This window comes from Paraburkholderia diazotrophica, from assembly GCF_038900755.1.
In the GTDB taxonomy this organism is placed as follows: domain Bacteria; phylum Pseudomonadota; class Gammaproteobacteria; order Burkholderiales; family Burkholderiaceae; genus Paraburkholderia; species Paraburkholderia diazotrophica_A.
The window spans coordinates 179,477-198,055 of record NZ_JBBPEN010000005.1; the positions used below are offsets into that span (position 1 = coordinate 179,477).

Annotated in this window: 14 protein-coding genes; 5 read left to right on the forward strand and 9 right to left on the reverse strand. The window is 64.7% G+C overall.

Annotated elements, in window-relative coordinates; translation table 11 throughout:
- Window positions 1-211 precede the first annotated feature (211 nt).
- On the forward strand, window positions 212-661 hold the full coding sequence (gene mscL, locus AABE10_RS17745; protein WP_342934582.1) for a large conductance mechanosensitive channel protein MscL: 450 nt from the start codon (window positions 212-214) through the stop codon (window positions 659-661).
- A gap of 156 nt (window positions 662-817) precedes the next feature.
- Here the strand turns inward: mscL and AABE10_RS17750 are convergent, their stop codons facing one another.
- From AABE10_RS17750 to AABE10_RS17760, 3 genes are all read right to left on the reverse strand, one after another.
- The gene (locus tag AABE10_RS17750; RefSeq protein ID WP_342934583.1) at window positions 818-2,809 is read right to left on the reverse strand and encodes a response regulator; all 1,992 of its coding nucleotides are present in this window, start codon (window positions 2,807-2,809) and stop codon (window positions 818-820) included.
- 82 nt (window positions 2,810-2,891) lie between these two features.
- On the reverse strand, window positions 2,892-3,383 hold the full coding sequence (locus AABE10_RS17755; RefSeq protein ID WP_342934584.1) for a response regulator: 492 nt from the start codon (window positions 3,381-3,383) through the stop codon (window positions 2,892-2,894).
- A 176-nt stretch (window positions 3,384-3,559) separates the two neighbouring features.
- The gene (locus AABE10_RS17760) at window positions 3,560-5,182 is read right to left on the reverse strand and encodes a sensor histidine kinase (protein WP_342934585.1); all 1,623 of its coding nucleotides are present in this window, start codon (window positions 5,180-5,182) and stop codon (window positions 3,560-3,562) included.
- 617 nt (window positions 5,183-5,799) lie between these two features.
- Between AABE10_RS17760 and AABE10_RS17765 the strand changes: the two genes are divergently transcribed.
- A complete protein-coding gene (locus tag AABE10_RS17765; RefSeq protein ID WP_342934586.1) occupies window positions 5,800-6,303 on the forward strand; it encodes a hypothetical protein in 504 nt (167 codons plus the stop codon).
- A 279-nt stretch (window positions 6,304-6,582) separates the two neighbouring features.
- Here AABE10_RS17765 and AABE10_RS17770 read toward each other — a convergent pair whose 3' ends face one another.
- On the reverse strand, window positions 6,583-9,201 hold the full coding sequence (locus AABE10_RS17770; RefSeq protein WP_342934587.1) for an AsmA family protein: 2,619 nt from the start codon (window positions 9,199-9,201) through the stop codon (window positions 6,583-6,585).
- A gap of 104 nt (window positions 9,202-9,305) precedes the next feature.
- On the opposite strand from AABE10_RS17770, the gene AABE10_RS17775 reads away from it, so the two are divergent.
- Both AABE10_RS17775 and AABE10_RS17780 read left to right on the forward strand, forming a co-directional pair.
- Complete coding sequence (locus tag AABE10_RS17775) at window positions 9,306-10,079, forward strand: ABC transporter ATP-binding protein (RefSeq protein ID WP_342934588.1); 774 nt, start codon at window positions 9,306-9,308, stop codon at window positions 10,077-10,079.
- The gene (locus tag AABE10_RS17780) at window positions 10,076-10,882 is read left to right on the forward strand and encodes an ABC transporter permease (protein ID WP_342934589.1); all 807 of its coding nucleotides are present in this window, start codon (window positions 10,076-10,078) and stop codon (window positions 10,880-10,882) included. The genes AABE10_RS17775 and AABE10_RS17780 overlap by 4 nt, the downstream gene beginning before the upstream one ends.
- 152 nt (window positions 10,883-11,034) lie before the next feature.
- Here the strand turns inward: AABE10_RS17780 and AABE10_RS17785 are convergent, their stop codons facing one another.
- Together AABE10_RS17785 and AABE10_RS17790 are read right to left on the reverse strand one after the other, a co-directional pair.
- Entirely contained in the window at window positions 11,035-11,601 is a 567-nt protein-coding gene (locus AABE10_RS17785; RefSeq protein WP_342934590.1) for a DUF6013 family protein, read from the reverse strand.
- A gap of 352 nt (window positions 11,602-11,953) precedes the next feature.
- Window positions 11,954-12,970: a zinc-binding alcohol dehydrogenase family protein gene (locus tag AABE10_RS17790; protein ID WP_342934591.1), complete on the reverse strand. Its 1,017-nt coding sequence runs from the start codon at window positions 12,968-12,970 to the stop codon at window positions 11,954-11,956.
- Window positions 12,971-13,123: 153 nt separating this feature from the next.
- On the opposite strand from AABE10_RS17790, the gene AABE10_RS17795 reads away from it, so the two are divergent.
- A complete protein-coding gene (locus tag AABE10_RS17795; protein WP_342934592.1) occupies window positions 13,124-14,083 on the forward strand; it encodes a LysR family transcriptional regulator in 960 nt (319 codons plus the stop codon).
- A 58-nt stretch (window positions 14,084-14,141) separates the two neighbouring features.
- On the opposite strand, the gene AABE10_RS17800 is transcribed toward AABE10_RS17795, so the two are convergent.
- The 3 genes from AABE10_RS17800 to AABE10_RS17810 form a co-directional block, all read right to left on the reverse strand.
- The gene (locus AABE10_RS17800) at window positions 14,142-14,480 is read right to left on the reverse strand and encodes a hypothetical protein (protein ID WP_342934593.1); all 339 of its coding nucleotides are present in this window, start codon (window positions 14,478-14,480) and stop codon (window positions 14,142-14,144) included.
- A 141-nt stretch (window positions 14,481-14,621) separates the two neighbouring features.
- Window positions 14,622-17,531 carry a DNA ligase D gene (ligD, locus tag AABE10_RS17805; RefSeq protein WP_342934594.1) on the reverse strand — a complete coding sequence of 970 codons (2,910 nt, stop codon included), beginning with the start codon at window positions 17,529-17,531 and terminating at the stop codon, window positions 14,622-14,624.
- Window positions 17,532-17,576: 45 nt separating this feature from the next.
- Window positions 17,577-18,575, reverse strand: a complete 999-nt coding sequence (locus AABE10_RS17810; protein WP_342934595.1) for a Ku protein — start codon at window positions 18,573-18,575, stop codon at window positions 17,577-17,579.
- Window positions 18,576-18,579: the final 4 nt, after the last annotated feature.

Below are 18,579 nucleotides of genomic sequence, written 5' to 3' on the forward strand. Positions count from 1 at the left end.
CTTCAATGCACTTCCTCGAGCCTGATTTTTGCGTCTGGTTATTGCTCCAGCATTGCCAGCGCATGCGTCCGTCAGCGTCGTTCACGCTGCACGGGCACGACAATCGCTTCCTGCGTCGTGCCGTGGCGCATTGCGATTAATCCCCAAATGATTTCCCGCTGCGCCGAACGTTGGCTATCATGTCGCCATCGACTTCAAGGAGAAACGCCTGATGAGCCTAGTCACGGAATTCAAGGAATTTGCCCTCAAGGGCAACGTAATGGACCTCGCTGTTGGTGTGATCATCGGCGGAGCGTTCTCGACGATCGTCAATTCCGTCGTGAAGGACCTGATCATGCCTGTCGTCGGCGTCGCGACGGGCGGCCTCGACTTCTCGAACAAGTTCATCCTGCTCGGCCACATACCGCCCAATTTCAAGGGCAATCCCGATTCGTACAAGGATCTGCAAACGGCGGGCGTCGCTGCATTCGGCTATGGCTCGTTCATCACGGTCGCAATCAACTTCGTGATTCTCGCCTTCATCATCTTCATGATGGTCAAGTTCATCAACAAGCTGCGCGCCCCGGCGCCCGCCGCGCCCGAAGCGCCGCCGCCGACGCCGGAAGACGTGCTGCTGCTGCGCGAGATCCGCGACTCGCTGAAGAACTCGCCGCGTAGCTGAGCGCGTGCGAGCGAGGCGCCGCCGCTTCGGCGCCGCTTGCAAACGGCACATAACGCGAAGGGCCTGTTGCGTAAGTTAGCGCGCGACAGGCCCTTCGCTTTTTGTCGAACGCCTTCTCTCGAAGGCTTTATATCGAATGCGTGCTGGACCGCGCGTCTAGTCCGTTCTCCCCTCGCCTGCATTCCTCTGCGCTTTCGCTGCCGCCGCGCTTTCAATTACCTGTTCGAGCTGCGCGAAGTTGACGGGCTTCGTCAGATGCGACGTGAAGCCCGCTTCGAGGCATCGGCGGATATCCTCGTCGCTGCCGAAGCCCGTCAGTGCGACAGCTGGCGCATCGTCGCGCTCGCGGAACGCCTTGATGAAATCGAGGCCCGTACCGTCCGGCAAGCCGACGTCGCTGACGATCAGATCGAACGGCGCGCTCTGCGTCGCGGCAAGCGCATCGGCGACACGCCCGACGACGGTCACTTCGTGACCCAACGTGCGCATCAGTTGCGCCATCACTTCCGCCGTATCCGTGTGATCTTCGATCAGCAGAATCGTGAGGCCGCCTGCGGGGTGCACGCTCGCGGCGACGGGCGCAGCGGGCTCGGCGAGCCGCTCTTCGGCTGTCGGCAGCATGATCGTGAACGTCGCGCCGCAGTGCGCGCCCGGACTTTGCGCGGTGACCGTGCCGCCATGCGCATCGGTGAGCGCCTTCGTGATCGCGAGCCCGAGCCCCAGCCCGCCGAACTGCCGCGACATGTTCTGGCTGCCCTGCTCGAACGCGTTGAAGAGCTTGCCGATCTGCTCGGGCTCGATGCCGACGCCCGTATCCTCGACCGATATCTGCACATGCATTCTTTCGTCGCGCGTGCGCACGAAAATATGCCCGCCGTCCGGCGTGAATTTCGCGGCATTGCGAATCAGGTTCCACAGCATCTGCTGCAAGCGCGCGCGATCGGCCAGCACGTAATGATTTTGCGCCGTCTTGCTGACGTGCACGTCCTGCTGCTTCGTCTGAATCTCGCTGCGAAACAGATCGAGCACGCTGTCGATCACCTCGTGCACATCGACCGTTTCCAGCGACAGCCGCAGCTTGCCGTTCGCCACGCGCGTGAGATCGAGCAGATCGTCGATCAGGCGCGCTTCCAGTTCGACATTGCGGCGAATCATCACGACGCCCGAGCGCACTGCTTCGGGCAGGTCCGGCATCATCTCGAGCATGCGCGCGCCCGCGAGCACAGGGGTCAACGGCGTGCGCAATTCATGCGACAGCATCGCAAGAAAACGGTCCTTCGAACGATTCGCTTCTTCCGCCGCCTGGCGCGCGGCCTGTTCGGACGCGAGCAGGCGTTCGCGTTCCTCGATGGCTTCGCGCTGCGAATGGATGTCCGTGCAACTGCCGAACCACTTGCTGACCGTGCCGCTCGCGTCGCGCACGGCGGCAATGCGCGCGTCGAACCAGCGATACGCGCCGTCATGGCGGCGAATGCGCAATTCGTGGCGGTAAAAGGCGGCTTCGCTGCGCACCGTCTTGAGCCAGGTGCGGCGCACGTCTTCGCGGTCGTCGGGATGCACGGCGTCGAGCCACGCCAGCCCGAGCGCATTCGCACCGTCGAGGCCCGTGTAGTCGATCCACTGCTTCGACAGAAAATCGCAGTCGCCATTCGCGTCGCAGGTGAGCACGAGATGCGGCAGCGCTTCCGATAGCGTGCGGTAATGCGCCTCGCGCTCGCGCAGCAGCAGTGCTTCCGCGGACGCCCGTTGCAGCCGCACTTGCGACAACACGCGTTCGACGGCTTCGGGCAGATAGTCGAGATAATCGCCCGCCTTGGGCACGACGTCGGACACGCCGGAACGCAGCGCTTCGATCACGCGGGATTCATCGGTGAAACCCGTGACGAGTATCGCGGGAATGCGCACGCCCTCGTTGCGCAAACGCCTGAAAAAATCGAGCCCCGTCTCCGCGCCGTCAAGCTGATAGTCGAGCACGATCAGATCGGGCGCGTTTGCATCGATCGCGCGATGCGCGCTTTCCACGCTGTTGCAGAGCTCGACGCGGCAGCCGGCGCGCTCCAGCGATTTGCGCGCAAGCCGCAAGATGCCCTCGTCGTCGTCGACGACGAGCACATGCGCGGCGAGCGGCGTGGATCCGTCTTCGGTCATCCCAGATGATCAATCGTCAATTGGACTGCTTGCGGCACGAACTGCCCCGTGATGAGCGAGCACTGCGTGCCCCTGCGCGTATTCATGCAGATGCGTAGCGCTGCCCCGGCGGCAGCTTCACGACCTGCAGGAAGAAGCCGAGCCGCCGCACGGCTTCGATAAACGCATCGTATTCGACCGGCTTCGTGATGTAGACGTTGCAACGCAATTCGTAGCATCGTTCGATTACGCGCGGATCGTCGGTGGTCGTGAGCACGATGACGGGCATCGACGCCGTCGCCGGTGTTTCTTTCAGACGCCGCAGCACTTCAAAGCCGTCCACGCGAGGCATCTTAAGGTCCAGCAGCACGACGTAATTGGCGACATCGTCGCGCGATGGACGGCCGCTCGGGCGCTCGCCGGGCGTCGGCTCGCCGAAGAAATAGTCGAGCGCCTCCTGCCCGTCTGCGAAGCGTACGAATCCGTTCGATATGCCGGCACGCCGCAGATTGCGCTCGACGAGCGTCGCGTGTCCGTCATCGTCTTCGATCAACACGATGCCAACCGACTTACCGACCGCTTCCCCGTGTGACATTGTTCCCTCCGGCGCGCTCGCATGGCGCATCGCGCGTTTGTCACGACCGTCTCCGATTCCGCGTCAAAGTACAACCCGATGCAGTACGACCCGATGCACGTCATTATGCGTCGCTCAGCTTACGACTTCTTGCACTGCGTCACGCACGCGATGCCCCGTTGCGCGCATTCGCGTGCTCATCGGGCCCGCAACGGCTGACCGGGCAGCGTGACGAAGAACGTCGATCCCGCGCCCTCCGCCGATTCGACCCACACGCGTCCGCCATGGCGCTCGACCATGCGGCGCACCAACGCAAGCCCGATGCCCTCGCCTTGCGCGACATCGCCATGCAGACGCTGGAACGCGCGAAATACCTTCGACATATACGCGGTTGGAATGCCCATGCCATTGTCGCGCACAAAGTAAGTGCGCGTTCTTTGCGGCGGCGCCGTCGCGCTGTTCTCATGCGCGGCATCGGCCACATCGAGCGCGCCCACTTCGATATGTCCCGGCCGCGCCGGATCGAGAAAAATGATCGCGTTGCCGATCAACTGTCTGAACACCTGCTCGATCGCGGCAGGATCGCCCCATGCCGCCGGCAATTCGCGCACGACGACCACGGCTTCGCGCTCGTCTATATGCTTTTGCAGCGCATCGACGGCCCGCGCGACGGCACGCCCGACGCTCACACGCTGCCAGTGATATTCGTGCCGCCCGGCGCGCGAAATGCACAGCAGCGCATCGATGATAGCGGCCGCACGCGTCACCGATAAACGCACGAAGCGCAGCGCTTCCTGCACGTCGCCGTCGAGCACATCGGCGAGCCGTTTGTGTTGGTCGGCGGGCAGGCGGGCGTCGACGATCGTCGTGCGCAGTTCATCGCACGAAACCTGCAGTTCTTTCGAAAAGCCCTGCATGTTTACGAGCGGCGAGCGCAGATCGTGCGACACGCTGTAGATGAACATCTCATTGTCCTGCGTCTCCTGGCGCAATGTTTCGTTGACGCTCGCCAGTTCCGCCGCGCGCGTCTGCAGCGACGCCTGGAGCGCCGCCTGATTCAGCTCGGCGGCACGCAGCAGCGCGCTCGTGCGGTGCAGCGCGGCATCGAGCGCGGCGATTTCGTCGTTGCCCGCGAGCGGCGCGGGCAACGGCTTTCCGCTGCCGAGCCGTCGCGCGTTCGACGCGAGCACATCCAGCCGCCGGCCGATGCCGCGCGCGAACGCGAACGCCGTCGCAGTCCAGATCAGCATCGAGCCGAGCACGGCGACCACCAGCGCGAGTTGCTGGCGCGTGCGCGTTTGCGCGAGCGTGGCATTGCGTTCTGCTTCGAGCCGCGTCGCTTCGTCGATGAATGCATGCAGCGCGTCGCGAAAGCGCACGGCTTGCGCGGGCAATGCACCGCCTTCGAGCGTCGCGAAGGGCTTCATCGTCGCGCCCGTGCGCAGCGATTGCGCAACGGACATCGCCTGTTGGCGATAGCTGTCGACGGCGTCGCGCATCTGCCGCACGCGCGCGGCCTGCTCGGGTGTGTCCGCAACGGCCTCTTCGAGTCGCGTCAACCGGTCGGCGAGATCGACCCACGGTGCATGACGATCGATGAACGACGGATCGTCCGCGACGATGCCTGCGCGCACGCGAGCCACTTGCCGCAGCATCGGGTTTTCGAGGGATGCCGCCTGATACAGGATCTGCCTGCCGTCCAACGAGCGTTCGACGGCCTGCGCCGTTTGTGCCTGCATATCTGACACGACGCCCAGCAGCGCCAGTTCGACGGCGCTTGGCAATGCGATCAGCAACAGGCCCTTTGTGAACAGTTTCATCTACGCATCGCGCGATGGCGGCGGAATCAGCGAGAAAGGCGGAAAGCAGCGAGCGTGGCACGCGAGCAGCGATACGTTTCGCGCATCGGATACGTTTCGCGCATCGAACTGTCAGCGCGGCTGTTGCCTCGCGGACGACTGACATGCAGGCGTGCACGGTGACGCGCGTCCTGCACGCAGAACCGGCGCGAATCTTGAAACGCGCGCATGCATCATCGCAGTCTGTGAAGCATGGAACGTCGACACGCACGATGCGCCATTGATGATTTCACTCATGCGCGCCGCTCATCGATTCGACACAGCGCCGTGCGCTCCGTCCGAAGCCGCGCCGCGGCTGGGACCGGGCCATTATCGACGGGCACACAAGATATTTCAACGTGCGCGCAGAAGGGGCTGGCGCACACAAAAATGTCTTTTTTTACGGTGCCGGAAACACGTCGCGCGTGGGTGAGTCTATTATTGAGACCAGATGCACAGGGGATGCGAAAGCGCACGGCGACGCGATTCGGCCTGGCTCGCACGGGACGATGGAGTGAGACAGACGAATCACCGTGTATCCGGCATTTTCGTATGCTATAAAAGATCGACGTGCGGCGCGCGAAGCCGGGAGTGGTCGCATGAGGACGCTGCGTTTCTTGCAATTCTTTTTCAGGCGAGTTTTTATGTCCTTCCCGAAAAAGCGCAGGCGCGCGAAGGTGGACGGCGACGAGTCGTTCCTCGCTGTGCTGCGGCACTTCAAGCCCTTCGGTCAACTCGATACCAAGATTGCGCGCGCTCGCGCGCAAGACGAGCCGGTGCTCTACGCACATGTGCTGCCAGGGCTCGATGTCCTGCTGTGCAGCGTGCGCGGCGCGCAGCCGCCCTATCCCGCTGTCGCCGAGTTGCGCCGCCGCTGCATCGAATCCATTGCGAACGCGCTCGAACAGCCGCTGGACGGACTGGAGAACGGCGGCTACTGGTACGAAGCCGACGGTTTCGGTTTTCTCGTGTTCGCGAGCCGCGCGAGAGCACGCATCCTGCCGGAATTCGGCGCGACGCGCACCACCACCGCCGCAGGCACGCGGCGCGGCGTGCGGCGTCAGGATGCGGCCGGCGACGCGACGCCTCGCTCGCTGCGCTAGATCCTCAGAACCACGACACCATGGCCGCGAAATTCGCGGCCGTGGTGTTTTAGCGTGCTGCTCTGCTGCTCTTGCGCTATTGCTCTTGCGCTATTGCTCTTGCGCCATTGCTCCTGCGCTATTGCTCCTGCGCTATTGCTCCTGCGCTATTGCTCTTGCTCTATCGCCCCTGCTCTATCGCCCCTGCTCTATTGCTCAATTGCGCAGCGCTCAATCGCTCTCGCCGCACAAAACATGCGCGTCGTTTTTCACCGCGACGTCACGCACTGAATCGTGCACTCAGCTGCCCTTGTAGTCGGCGGCATGCCCGGGCCCCGGCAGCGATGCGCCGCTGGCGGGCGCCGCTGGCTTCTTCGATGACCCGGAAGATTTCTTCGATCCCGATGTCGCGGGCGCTGACGGCTCCACGGCCGACGCACCCGGCGTGCCCGGCGGCAATACAATGCCCTTCGCTTTTTCGCGTTGTCCCGGCGGCGGCGCGGCCGGGGGCTGCGCCTGCATCGCCGTCAGCAGTTGCTGACATGGCAGCGGCTTGTTGTTGCTCGGCGCGATCAGCGGGATCAGCGCGGCAAACGGATTGATCAGGCCGAGCCCGACCATCGCGCCGCCGCGCAGCGCGAGCGCCGCCGCGTTCACGCCCACGCTCGGGTTCTTGAACGATCCCTTCACGTACAGCGGCGAGCGCAGCGTGAAGATGCGAAAGCCCTTCGTGTGCGGATGCACGCCTAGATCCATCGACTCGTCCTTCATGTTCACCGTGCCGTCGATATTGATCACGGCGTCCTGCGTATCGAGCGCGAACACGCGTGAATCGAGCACGCCGTTCGTCACGACGAAATCGCCGGCTGCGCAATTGATCTGCACGTCGCGCGAGCCGAACAGCTTTTCGTAGACCACGTTCGCGACGTTGAGCCCCGCAGCTTCCATCAGCAGGCGGCTGATCGTGCCGTCGGTGACGAGCAGCTTCACTTCGCCGTTCGACGTGCCCGCGAGCGCCGCCGGCGAATTGCCCGTCGCCGACAACGCGGCGTCGCCGTTGATTTCGCCGAGCGCGTTCTGCATCGTCTTCACGGTCGGCAGCAACTGCTTGAGCTTCAGGTGGCGCGCTTCCGTCGAGAAGCGGCCCTTGAGCGGCGTCCCGCTACCGTCGAGATGAATGTTCGATGCAAGCGAGCCACCCGCCACGCCGAACTTCAGCGGCTCGAGCGACAGCACGCCGTCCGTCATCACGACGTGCGTGTCCAGATCGGTGATGGGCAGCGCCGGGTCCTTGACGATGCGCCGGCCCGTGAACCTGACGTCGGCATCGATGGCCTTCCAGCGGTCGGTCTTGAACTCCTCGGTCGGCAGCGCCTTGTTCGAGGGCTGGCGCGCCGTCTCGCCGCGCTTTTTCTTGCTCGCGTTGGTGTCCGCGCCGATGACGGGCGCGAGGTCCTTGAACTGCAGCAGGTTCGACACGAGCGTGCCCTGGAGCAGCGGGCGCGTCGCGCGCTGCGTATAGACGACCGTTCCGTTCAAATCGCTGCCGCCGACACGGCCTGTAAAATTTTCATACCTGAACACGCTCGCGCCCTGCTTGAAGTTACCGATCAGATGGCCTTCCGTTGCATACGGCGGCGTCTCGGGCAGCGTGATGCCCGTCAGCTGATACAGATGGCCCAGGCTCGTGCCTTGCAGCCACAGACGCAGATCGACAGCTGCCAGATGCGCGGGATCGGTGACGGTGCCGACCATCGCGATGCGCAAGTCGCCTGCTTTCACATCGGCCTGCACGGGGAACGGGCGCGACACGTCCTGCAACGCGAGCACGCCGCCGAACTTGCCGCTGCCCGATACCGGCGAGCGGTTGTACGTGCCCTTCACGGTCCAGCCGATTCCATATTGCGGCGCACCGCGATGTTGCGCGACGGCCGTGCCCGTTGCGCTGGCGGGCGCGCTGGCTGATGCGGCCGGTGATGCGGCCGGTGACGCGGTGGCTGATGATGCGGTGCCTGATGCAGCGAGTGCCGTCGACCCGCTCGCGCTCGCGCCCGTGCTCGCGAGACTCGATGCGCCCACGCCCGCCGGCGCGGCGGATGCAGAAGCACCCGGTACAACCGGGGCACCCGATGCCCCCGGCAGAGCAGGCGCGCCAGATGGCGCCGATGCGGTGGCCGCTGCAGCGGACGCAGCCGCCGCCTCGGAAGCGGTTTCGTGCTGCACCTGTGCATTCAGCCGTTTCGCGCCCTGCTTGCCGACAACATCGGCGGAAGCGTTGCGTGACGTCTGTTCCTGCTGCTTGAGCGCTTCGCCGATCGGAATCGGCTGGCCTAGCGTATCGACGACGGCCTGCATGTCGATCTTCTTCTGCTGATCGTGGAGCGCGATATTGCCTTTGTTCAACTCGATGTCGTGCAGATCGAGTTTCCACTCCGACGGTCCCGCCGACGACTTCAGCTTGAAGGTCCAGTTGTTGCGTCCATCGACGAGCCGTTCCAGATCGACGGATGGATTCACGAGGTTGATCGCCGGGATCACGATGTCATGCGTGAGCAATGGCAGCACTTTGACCTCGAAGTCGATTTCGTCGAGCGTCGCGAAGTGCTGCTGCTTCGTCCAGTCGGGATTGGCGACCGTGATGTTCTGCGCGGAAAAGCGCGGCCACGGCACCCACGCACGCCAGCCGTTTTCGCCGACGGGATGCCGCCATCCGACCTTCAGATCGCCCTCGATCGCGAACGGCCGGCCGATGGCTTCGCTCACTTTGTCGTTGACGTAAGGACGCGCGCGATTCCAGTCGAATGTGAGGATGAACACCGCGAGCGCGGCGACCAGAATGACCAGCACGGCGATCAGCCACGCGAGGATCCTGACTATCGTTTTGCCGATGGATAATCCAGTCGGGTGCAGCACAGCCATGAGGGCTCCGTAGGGAATACAACCATCGACAGTCAGCGCAGCACGAGGTGTGCCCGCCCGGTGCGCCCGCTATGATGATGCGCTGCGACAGATTCTATTTGCCCATGCCCCACAACACCAACTTCACGGACGCGCCGCTCGTCCACGCGAAAGACATCGTGCGGCGCGACGCGACGCGCGGCGAGACGCTGCTGCGAGCGACGAGCATCGTCATCGATGCCGGCGCGCGCATCTCGATCACGGGCCCATCGGGCTCGGGCAAGAGCGTGTTCATGCGCGCGCTCGCACTGCTCGATCCGCTCGATGGCGGCGACGTGCTATGGCAAGGCAAGCGCATCGCGCGCGCGTCGATTCCGCGCTACCGTCGGCACGTCGCGTATATCCGGCAGCGGCCCGCGCTGCTCGACGGCACTGTCGAAGACAATCTGCGCTACCCGTACACGCTGCACGTGTACCGCGACGTGCGCTTCGATCGCGAGCAGGCCGCGAAGCTCGCGTCGCAGGCCGGGCGCGCGGACGATTTTCTCGACCGGCGCGCAAGCGAGCTGTCGGGCGGCGAAGCGCAGATCGCGGCGCTGATCCGCGTGTTGCAGCTCGCGCCCGATGTGCTGCTGCTCGACGAGCCGACGGCATCGCTCGATCCCGAATCGGCGCGCGCGATCGAAGCGCTGCTGCGCGCGTGGTTCGACGCCGCGCCGGATGCGCGCGCGTGGCTGTGGGTATCGCACGATCTCGCGCAGGCCGCGCGCGTGAGCAATCGTCATCTGACGATGCGCGCGGGCGTGCTCGGCGAAGCGCGATTCGATGCGCAAGCGGCCATTCAAGCGAATGCGTCCGCCGACACCGCAACAGCGATCAAGCCGGGGACCAAGCGATGACACTGCAAAACCTCAGTCTGTGGGATGTCGGGCTCGCGGCGCTTTTGATCGTCGTGAACGGCGCGGTGTCGGTGGCGCTGAAGCTCGATCTCGAACGCAAGCTCGCGTGGGCCGCCGTGCGCACCGTCGTCCAGTTGCTCGCGATCGGCTATGTGCTCGCCTGGGTGTTCGCCTACGGCCGCTGGTACGTCGTGCTGCCGCTGATGATCGTGATGACGCTGATCGCGGGCTTTGCGGGCGCGGGACGCGGCTCGCGCACCTACGCCGGACAGCGCGCCGACAGCATCCTGTCGATCTGGGCAAGCGCATGGCTCGTCGCGGCAATCGGCCTGTTCGCGGTGATCCGCATTCGCCCGTGGTACGAGCCGCAATATGCGATACCGATTCTCGGGATGATTCTCGGCAACACGCTGACGGGCGTGTCGCTCGGCATCGAACGGATGACGGAAGAACTGACGGCGCGCAGAGACCGCGTCGACATGGCGCTCGCGCTCGGCGCGACGCGCTGGGAAGCGGCGCAAGGACCGGCGCGCCAGGCCGTGCGCGCGGGCATGACCCCGACGCTCAACGCGATGGCCGTGGTCGGCGTCGTAAGCCTGCCGGGGATGATGACGGGCCAGGTGCTCGCCGGCCAATCGCCGTTGCAGGCTGTGCGCTATCAGATCGTGATCATGTTCCTGATCGCGGCGGCGTCGGCGCTCGGCACGGTAGGCGCGGTGCTGCTCACTTACCGGCGGCTCTTTTCGCCGGAGCATCGCTTTCTCGCGTCGCGGCTCGTCGAGCGCGCTTCCAGGCGAAGCTAGACGTCAGGCGTGCCAGCGCGCGTGGTCTTGCGCGCGGCCCGTCGCGAGCGATGATCGTCGATACATGCACGCCGCATGCAATTGTTCATCGCATGCGATCGATGCGCCGCGCGAACGACCCGATCGCGTGGGCCGCCGGTACCGCTGGTACGTTAGCGCTTCGCCGTGACCGACACCTGGGAGCCGTCGCTCAGCGTCAGCGTCTTCGTGCTGCCGTTGGTCGGCATCGTGAAGCGCAGCACCTGGCTCACGCTCGTGTAGTTCGGACACTTGAGCGACTTGCCGTCGTTCGTCACCGTCTTCGTGCCCTTCGGCGTCTGCGCCTGGAAGCTCATCTGCACGGTCGCGGTGCCGTCCTTCGCGACGACGGGCGCGAAGCGGATCTGCGTCTGCCGGATCATCGCGCCGTTCGTATCGACGGGCAGCGACGACATGTTGGGACAATCGCCATCGGCTGCAACGGGGCCGCCGGGCGGCACCGTTTTCCATGTGAAGTCGTCGGATTCCCCGGAGCGAATCGTGCGCGTTTCCTGCGAGTTGCCGAACTGCTTCGACGTGACCTTGACGGTGTAGCGGATGGGACCGTCCGTGGGCGCCTGCGACGTCACGGTGATCGGCGTCGCCGCGCGCGTGGGCGCCGGCGTCGCGGCGAGCACGAGAGCGGCGCATGCGAGAGAAGTCACAACAGAAACGGCGGGAAGTTTGACGCTGATGCTCATACTGTCACCTCGTTGTTGTGCTGCCGCGTGGCCATGCGTTGCGGACGCGTCGAAGGCGCGCGGCAGGTTTGCATGATGCAGAAGCAGTCTAACGCCAAGCGGACGGGCGCGGGCTTCGCCGTGATCCGGTATTACCCCGCTTGCGCAACCGCGCGTTTGCGCGTGTGCAATCCGTCCGTGCTCTGCCCATTTGACAGTCGCGGCGCGCAGGGATTCGATGCGGCATCGTGACGACGGATGAATCGCGAGACATGTCCGATGCATGTCCAACGCATGAAGGGCGCATGACGGTTCATGCGCCCTTCACTTTCGCTTGCAGCGGCAGCTTGACAACAGTGTCAGACGCGCGGCATCAGAAGCCGCTCAGCACCAGCTTGCCGATCGCGCGCCCTTCCTCGAGCAGCTTGTGCGCGCGGCGCAGATTCTGCGCGTCGATCTTGCCCAGATGCTCGCCGACCGTCGTGCGCAGCGCGCCCGCGTCGATGAGGCGCGCAACTTCCGTCAGCAGCTTGTGCTGCTCGATCATGTCCGGCGTGCCGAACATCGAGCGCGTGAACATGAACTCCCAGTGAAACGCGGCGCTCTTCGCCTTCAGCAGTTCGATGGGAACGGGCTTCGCGTTCTCGACGATCGTCGCGATGCCGCCCTGCGGCTTGATAACGGCGGCGGCGGCCGGAAAATGGCGGTCGGTGTCGTTGAACATCAGCACGTAATCGACCTGTTCGAAGCCGAGTTGCTTCAGTTGCGCGGGCATGTCGCCGAAGTGATCGACGATGTGATCCGCGCCGAGCCCCTTCGCCCATTTCGCCGACTCCGGGCGCGACGCCGTCGCGATCACGGTGAGCTTCGCCAGCTGCTTCGCGAGCTGAATGCCGATCGAGCCGACGCCGCCCGCGCCGCCGATGATCAGCACCGATTTGCCCGCATCCGCGCCCTGCGGCGACACGCCGAGGCGATCGAACAGCGCCTCCCACGCGGTGATCGCCGTGAGCGGCAGCGCGGCCGCCTGCGTGAAATCGAGCGACGCGGGCTTGCGGCCAACGATGCGCTCGTCGACGAGATGGAACTCGCTGTTCGCACCCGGCCGCGTGATGCTGCCCGCGTAGAACACGGAGTCGCCGGCCTTGAACAGCGTGACGTCCGGGCCGACAGCCTCGACGACGCCCGCCGCGTCCCAGCCGAGCACGCGCGGCGTCTTCTCGACCGTGTCCTTCGGCGCGCGCACCTTGTAGTCGACGGGGTTCACCGAAATCGCCTCGACCTTCACGAGGATGTCGTGCCCCGTCGGCTGCGGCTTGTCGATTTCGATATCGACGAGCGACTCGGGATTGTCGATGGGCAAGTAACGGGTGAGGCCTACGGCTTTCATGACGGCTCCTTGATTCGCGTGAAGTCTTTGACGGGATTGAGCGTGGGCGGCATGCGCGGGGCGCCGCTCGCATTGACTGAATCGTAGAAAATTCTTTACCCTCTGAAAACCAGCATAATGACTGAAACATTTTCTGGATTTTCCAAACAATCAATGAAGCCACGCTCCGCCGCGTTCCCCGTTGCATCTTCCGCCGACGAGCGCGGCCGGCTCGATCTGCTCGATGTCGCGCTCTTCGTGCGCGCTGCGCTGCTCACGAACGTGTCGGCGGCGGGACGCGAGTTCGGGCTGTCGCCCGCCGTCGCGAGCGCGCGCATCGCCAGTCTCGAGCGGCTGCTGGGCGCCCGCCTGCTGCACCGGACGACGCGCCGCGTCAGCCTCACGCAGGACGGCGAAGTCTTCATGGCGCGCGCCGAGGCGCTGCTCGACGCGGCGTCGGCCGCGCGCGCGTCGGTGGGCCGTGGGCACGCCGAGCCGCAAGGACGGCTGCGCGTGTCGATGCCGTCGTCGTTCGGGCGGCAGCACGTGTCACCCATCATCGCGCAGTTCTTGCGCCGCTATCCGGGCGTGAGCGTCGACTTGCGGCTCACGGACACGATCATCGATCTCGTCGATGCCGGCGTCGACGTCGGCATCCGACTGGGCGCGCTGAAGGATTCGTCGCTGGTCGCGCGGCGCCTCGCGGTCAACCGGCGCGTGATCTGCTGCGCGCCGTCGTATCTAGCCGAACGCGGCACGCCGCGCCATCCGTCCGATCTCGCGCAGCACGAATGCGTGATCCTCTCCGGTCAGCGCGACTGGTCGTTCGTCACGCCGACGGGCACGCTGACCGTGCGCGTCGGCGGCCGGCTCGCGACCGACAACGGCGAAGTGATCCGCGACGCGCTGCTGGCGGGCTTCGGCATCGCGCTGAAATCGACATGGGACGTCGCGCCGTATTTGCGCAGCGGCGAACTGGTGACGGTGCTCGATACGTATCCGCTGGCGGAGACGGTGGCGATCTGGGCGGTATATCCGTCGCGCGCATTCGTGCCGCCGAAGACGGTCGCGTTCATCGATTTTCTCGCCGCGCATTTCGGCGATCCGCCATACTGGGATGCCGATCCTCAGTGAAGCGATGCGGCGCGCGCTTTCAGGTGCCACTACGGCGCGTGCATCGCATGCCGCTCGATCAACGGCGCTTGCCCGGCGTCGCGGACTTGTCCTGCTTGCGTCGCGTCGCGGAATTCTTGTTCGCATGCGCGTCGTTCTGCGTGCGCGCCTGATAGTCGCCGCCGCCGCGCAGGTCCGTGTCTTCGAGACCGTGTTCGAGATCGCTATGTGCCTGCTTGCCGACGCCTCGCGGCTCGTGCTCTTCCTGCGATCCGGCGCTCTGATCGTTCTCATGCGGCAATGGCGCGGCCTTGTCCCCGAACGGACGGTTCGGCACATTCGAGTTGTCGTTGCCTTCCGGGCGCTGCGTCTGCCGTTGATGATCGTCGCCTGTCGCGTGTTGCTGCGATGTCTTCATGATCCTCTCCATGATTCAGGTGCGGTGCTTCGCCGTGCATGAGCATGCATGAGCACATTGATGAGCACATTGCGCGCCTCGCTGGCGTCCCGCCTCCGGTGAAGTCGTTCGCTGCGATGAAATCGTTCGAATACGCGGCGCTCATTCATGCTCCGCCGTATCGAGCCTGCGCCGCATTTCCGCGGTGATGCGCTGCTTCGTCTTAGCGTAGGCGGCCCACGGATCGCTCTTCAACGCGTCGAGGCGTTCATGCACGTTGGCGATATTCCACTGATCGCCTGCCGTCGTATCGGGCACTTCGTCCCACGCGAGCGGCACCGATACGCCCAGCCCCGGACGCGCGCGCAACGAATACGCGCACACGGTGCTCGACCCGCGGTTGTTGCGCAGATAGTCGACGAAGATCTTGCCCTTGCGATTCTGCGCGCCCATCTTCGCGGCGAAGTGCTTCGGCAGCGCGTTCGCCATGTGCTGCGCGACGGCTTGCGAAAACGCCTTCACGTCATCCCAGCCGAGCTGCTTCGCGATCGGCACCACTACATGCAACCCCTTGCCGCCGCTCGTCTTGCAGAACGACGCGAGGCCGAGTTCTTCGAGCAGTTCGCGCGTGAGCTGCGCCGCCTCGATCATCCGCTTCCAGCCGAGCGCCGGGTCCGGGTCGAGATCGAACACCATGCGGTCGGGCTTTTCGATGCTCGCGGCAACCGCGTTCCACGTATGCAGTTCGATCGTGCCCATCTGCGCCGCGCCGACGAGCGCCGCCTCGCTCTCGATCGTCAGCAGCGGCGGATGATCCGGGTCCAGCCCCGGATGCTGCGTGATGTTCGGAATCGACAGCTTCTGGCTATGCTTCTGGAAGAACAGTTCGCCACCGATATCCTCGGGCGCGCGCACGAGCGCAACGGGCCGGTCCTTCAGATGCGGCAGCATCCACGATGCAACCGACTCGTAGTGTTCGACGAGTTCGATCTTGCGCACGCCGGTGCTCTTGTCGATCACGCGCTCGGGATGCGAGATGCGCACGCCCGCGACCGTCGTCGTTGCGCCGGAGCGCTTCGCAGTCGTTGCGTTCGTGGCTTGCGCATCCGGCTTCCTTGCCGTCGATTTCGTTGCCGTCGATTTCGTTGCCGTCGATTTCCTTGCCGTCGATTTCCTTGCGGTCGATGTTCTCGCCGCCGTCGATGTCTTCGCGTTGTCCGTGTTTGGCTCTTCGTTCATCTGCTCCACGTCGGCTCCCTTTTGCGGCGTTTCGTGAACGATCTGCTTCGCGGGCTTGTCGCTGCGCAAGCTGACGAACGACGCCTGCCGCACGACGCCGTCGCTCGTCCATTCCGCGAAGTTGCATTCGGCGACGAGTTCGGGCTTCACCCAATGCACAGGCGTGCGGCTGCGCTCGCGCGGCTCGCTCGCGAACGGCATCTTCGCGGTTTCGCGCGCATCGAACTGCTGCTTCAGCGAGCGCAGCAAGGCCGCGTTGAAGCCCGTGCCGACGCGCCCCGCGTATTGCAGCTTGCCCTTCGTGTCGTACACGCCGAGCAGCAGCGCGCCGAACGCTTCGCGGCTGCCCGACGGCTCCGTATAGCCGCCGATCACGAACTCCTGGCGACGCCGGCACTTGAGCTTGATCCACGACGGCGAGCGACCCGACGTGTAGTGACTGTCGCGCCGCTTGCCGATGATCCCTTCGAGGTTCATCGCGCACGCGCTCTTCAGCAGTTCGCCGGCATCGTAGCCGAAGTCGTCGGAGAAACGCAGCGTGTCGTCGTCGACGGTTTCCATCAGCGCGTGCAGGATCGCGCGCCGTTGCACGAGCGGCACGCCGCGCAGATCGTAGCCATTCAGATACGGCAGATCGAACAGATAAAGCGTGATGTCCTGCGGACGGTTTGCGTCGAAGGCGTTTTGCAATAGCTGGAAGCTCGGCACGCCGTCGCTGTCGAGCACCACGGCCTCGCCGTCGAGCCACGCGCAGTCGAGCCCGATGCGCGCGAGCGCCTGCGCCTGCTTGCGAAACTTCGCGGTCCAGTCGTTACCCGCGCGCGTGAAGACTTTCACGGGCTCTTTCGCGTGATGATCGATGCGGGCGAGCACCCGATAGCCGTCGAACTTGATTTCGTAAACCCAATCGCCGCCGGCGGGCGCGCTATCGACGAGCGTCGCGAGTTGCGGCTTGAGCGTCGCGGGCATCTTCGCCTCGACGGCGCCTTCGATCGACGGATGGCCGGCAAGCTCGCGCAACGACTCCGCACTGCGCGTCGCGACGATGTCGGGATGGCCGCCGGGCGAGCCTTTGGCTCTGCGCGATGCGGCGGCCTTCGCTGGCGTCGCCGATGCGTTTGCGCGTTGCGCTTTGGTTTTCCACTTGCCGGCAGCGGACTTACCCGCGCCATCCGCGCCGCCGCGCGCGCCCGGCGCGTCGGATATCACGCTGCCCTGCATCGCTTCGAGCACGTCGAACTCGGCTTCGCTGCGCGCTTCGTCGTCGCGCTCCTTGATGAGCAGCCACTGCTCCTTGCCGCCGCTGCCTTGCATGTGACTGCGCACGAGCGTCCAGCCGCCGTGCAGCTTGTCGCCGTCCAGATGGAACTTGAGCTTGCCAGCCGCATACGCTTCGCGCGCGCCCGCTTCGCCGCCGACGGGCTCCCATGTGCCGCGGTCCCAGACGATCACCGAGCCGGCGCCGTAGTTGCCTTCGGGAATGTCGCCTTCGAACGATCCGTACTCCAACGGATGATCCTCGACGTGCACGGCGAGCCGCTTCACCGACGGATCGAGACTCGGCCCTTTCGGCACGGCCCACGACTTCAATGTGCCGTCGAGTTCGAGACGAAAGTCGTAATGCAGACGACGCGCGTCATGCTCCTGGATCACGAACGACAGCGCGTGCTTCGAGGCCGCTGTTGAAGGCGTCTTCGCGGCGCGCTTCGTTTTCGGCGTGCCCTTCGTGTCCTTCGTGCTTTTTGCGCTCGTCGCGCGCGCGGCGATCCCCGACGGTTCAGGCGTCCGGTCGAAACGGCGCTTGCGATGATAGGTCTCGAGCTTGTCCGTCATGGTGACTGTTCGCTCTGTACGTTGCGTTAGCTTCGCACGGCGGACTCACGCAGCGCGACGCTTGCGCGCCGTGGATGACGTGCTCTTGCGCGCGGTCGAGCCCGTCGCGCGGCGCGTGGACTTCTTCGCTGACGCGCGCGATTTAGTGGGCGCTTTTTCGGCTTCTTGCGCCGCTTCGTCGTTGTCCGCGGCTTCTGTCTGTTCGGCATCCTCCGTACTTCGCGCGGCGCGAGCCGCCGGTTTGCCCTTGCCACGTCCAAGGCTGCGCTTCAGCAGATCGGACAAGTCGAGAATATCCGCCGATGGCCGCGATTCGCGCGGCGTCTCGATGTCCATGACTTCTTCGATCTTGCCCGCGCGCACCTTCTTGTCGACGAGCGCGAGGATGTCGTCGCGAAACGTGTCCTTGTACTCGGACGGGTCCCACGTATCGCTCATGTCGTCGATCAGCTTTTTCGCCATGTCGAGTTCGCGCGACGTGACGCCCGATTTCTTCGCGCTTTCGTCGGGCAATTTGAATTCGTCGAGGGAACGCACTTCTTCGGACCAGCGCAGCGTATTGAGCGCGAGCACGGGCCCGACGGGTATCAGCGCGGCCAGATGCTGCCTGTTGTGCAGCACGACGCTCGCCACGCCGACCTTGCCCGACGCCTTCATCGCGTCGCGCAGCAGCGCGTAGACCTTTTCGCCTTTGCGATCGGGCGCGAGGTAGTACGGCGTGTCGAGATAGAGGAACGAGATGTCGGGCGCCTCGACGAACGCGAGAATGTCGACCGTCTGCGTCGACTCGGGATTCGCCGCGCGAATCTCTTCATCGGTCAGCACGACATACCGGTCCTTCTCGTACTCGTAGCCGCGCACGATGTTGTCGCGCGTCACTTCCTTCCCCGTGCGTTTGTTGATCTGCCGATAGCCGATGGGATCGATCGTGCGCTTGTCGAGCAGATTGAAGCCGACCTTCTCGGACCTCGTCGCGGGATAAAGTTGCACGGGCACGTGCACGAGGCCGAAGCTGATCGCGCCTTTCCAGATCATATGAGGCATAGCG

Excerpts from the sequence above, each read along its gene's own strand:
- mscL (WP_342934582.1), top strand. The coding sequence starts at position 212 with ATGAGCCTAGTCACGGAATTCAAGGAATTTGCCCTCAAGGGCAACGTA.
- AABE10_RS17750 (WP_342934583.1), bottom strand. The coding sequence starts at position 2,809 with ATGACCGAAGACGGATCCACGCCGCTCGCCGCGCATGTGCTCGTCGTC.
- AABE10_RS17755 (WP_342934584.1), bottom strand. The coding sequence starts at position 3,383 with ATGTCACACGGGGAAGCGGTCGGTAAGTCGGTTGGCATCGTGTTGATC.
- AABE10_RS17760 (WP_342934585.1), bottom strand. The coding sequence starts at position 5,182 with ATGAAACTGTTCACAAAGGGCCTGTTGCTGATCGCATTGCCAAGCGCC.
- AABE10_RS17765 (WP_342934586.1), top strand. The coding sequence starts at position 5,800 with ATGAGGACGCTGCGTTTCTTGCAATTCTTTTTCAGGCGAGTTTTTATG.
- AABE10_RS17770 (WP_342934587.1), bottom strand. The coding sequence starts at position 9,201 with ATGGCTGTGCTGCACCCGACTGGATTATCCATCGGCAAAACGATAGTC.
- AABE10_RS17775 (WP_342934588.1), top strand. The coding sequence starts at position 9,306 with ATGCCCCACAACACCAACTTCACGGACGCGCCGCTCGTCCACGCGAAA.
- AABE10_RS17780 (WP_342934589.1), top strand. The coding sequence starts at position 10,076 with ATGACACTGCAAAACCTCAGTCTGTGGGATGTCGGGCTCGCGGCGCTT.
- AABE10_RS17785 (WP_342934590.1), bottom strand. The coding sequence starts at position 11,601 with ATGAGCATCAGCGTCAAACTTCCCGCCGTTTCTGTTGTGACTTCTCTC.
- AABE10_RS17790 (WP_342934591.1), bottom strand. The coding sequence starts at position 12,970 with ATGAAAGCCGTAGGCCTCACCCGTTACTTGCCCATCGACAATCCCGAG.
- AABE10_RS17795 (WP_342934592.1), top strand. The coding sequence starts at position 13,124 with ATGAAGCCACGCTCCGCCGCGTTCCCCGTTGCATCTTCCGCCGACGAG.
- AABE10_RS17800 (WP_342934593.1), bottom strand. The coding sequence starts at position 14,480 with ATGAAGACATCGCAGCAACACGCGACAGGCGACGATCATCAACGGCAG.
- ligD (WP_342934594.1), bottom strand. The coding sequence starts at position 17,531 with ATGACGGACAAGCTCGAGACCTATCATCGCAAGCGCCGTTTCGACCGG.
- AABE10_RS17810 (WP_342934595.1), bottom strand. The coding sequence starts at position 18,575 with ATGCCTCATATGATCTGGAAAGGCGCGATCAGCTTCGGCCTCGTGCAC.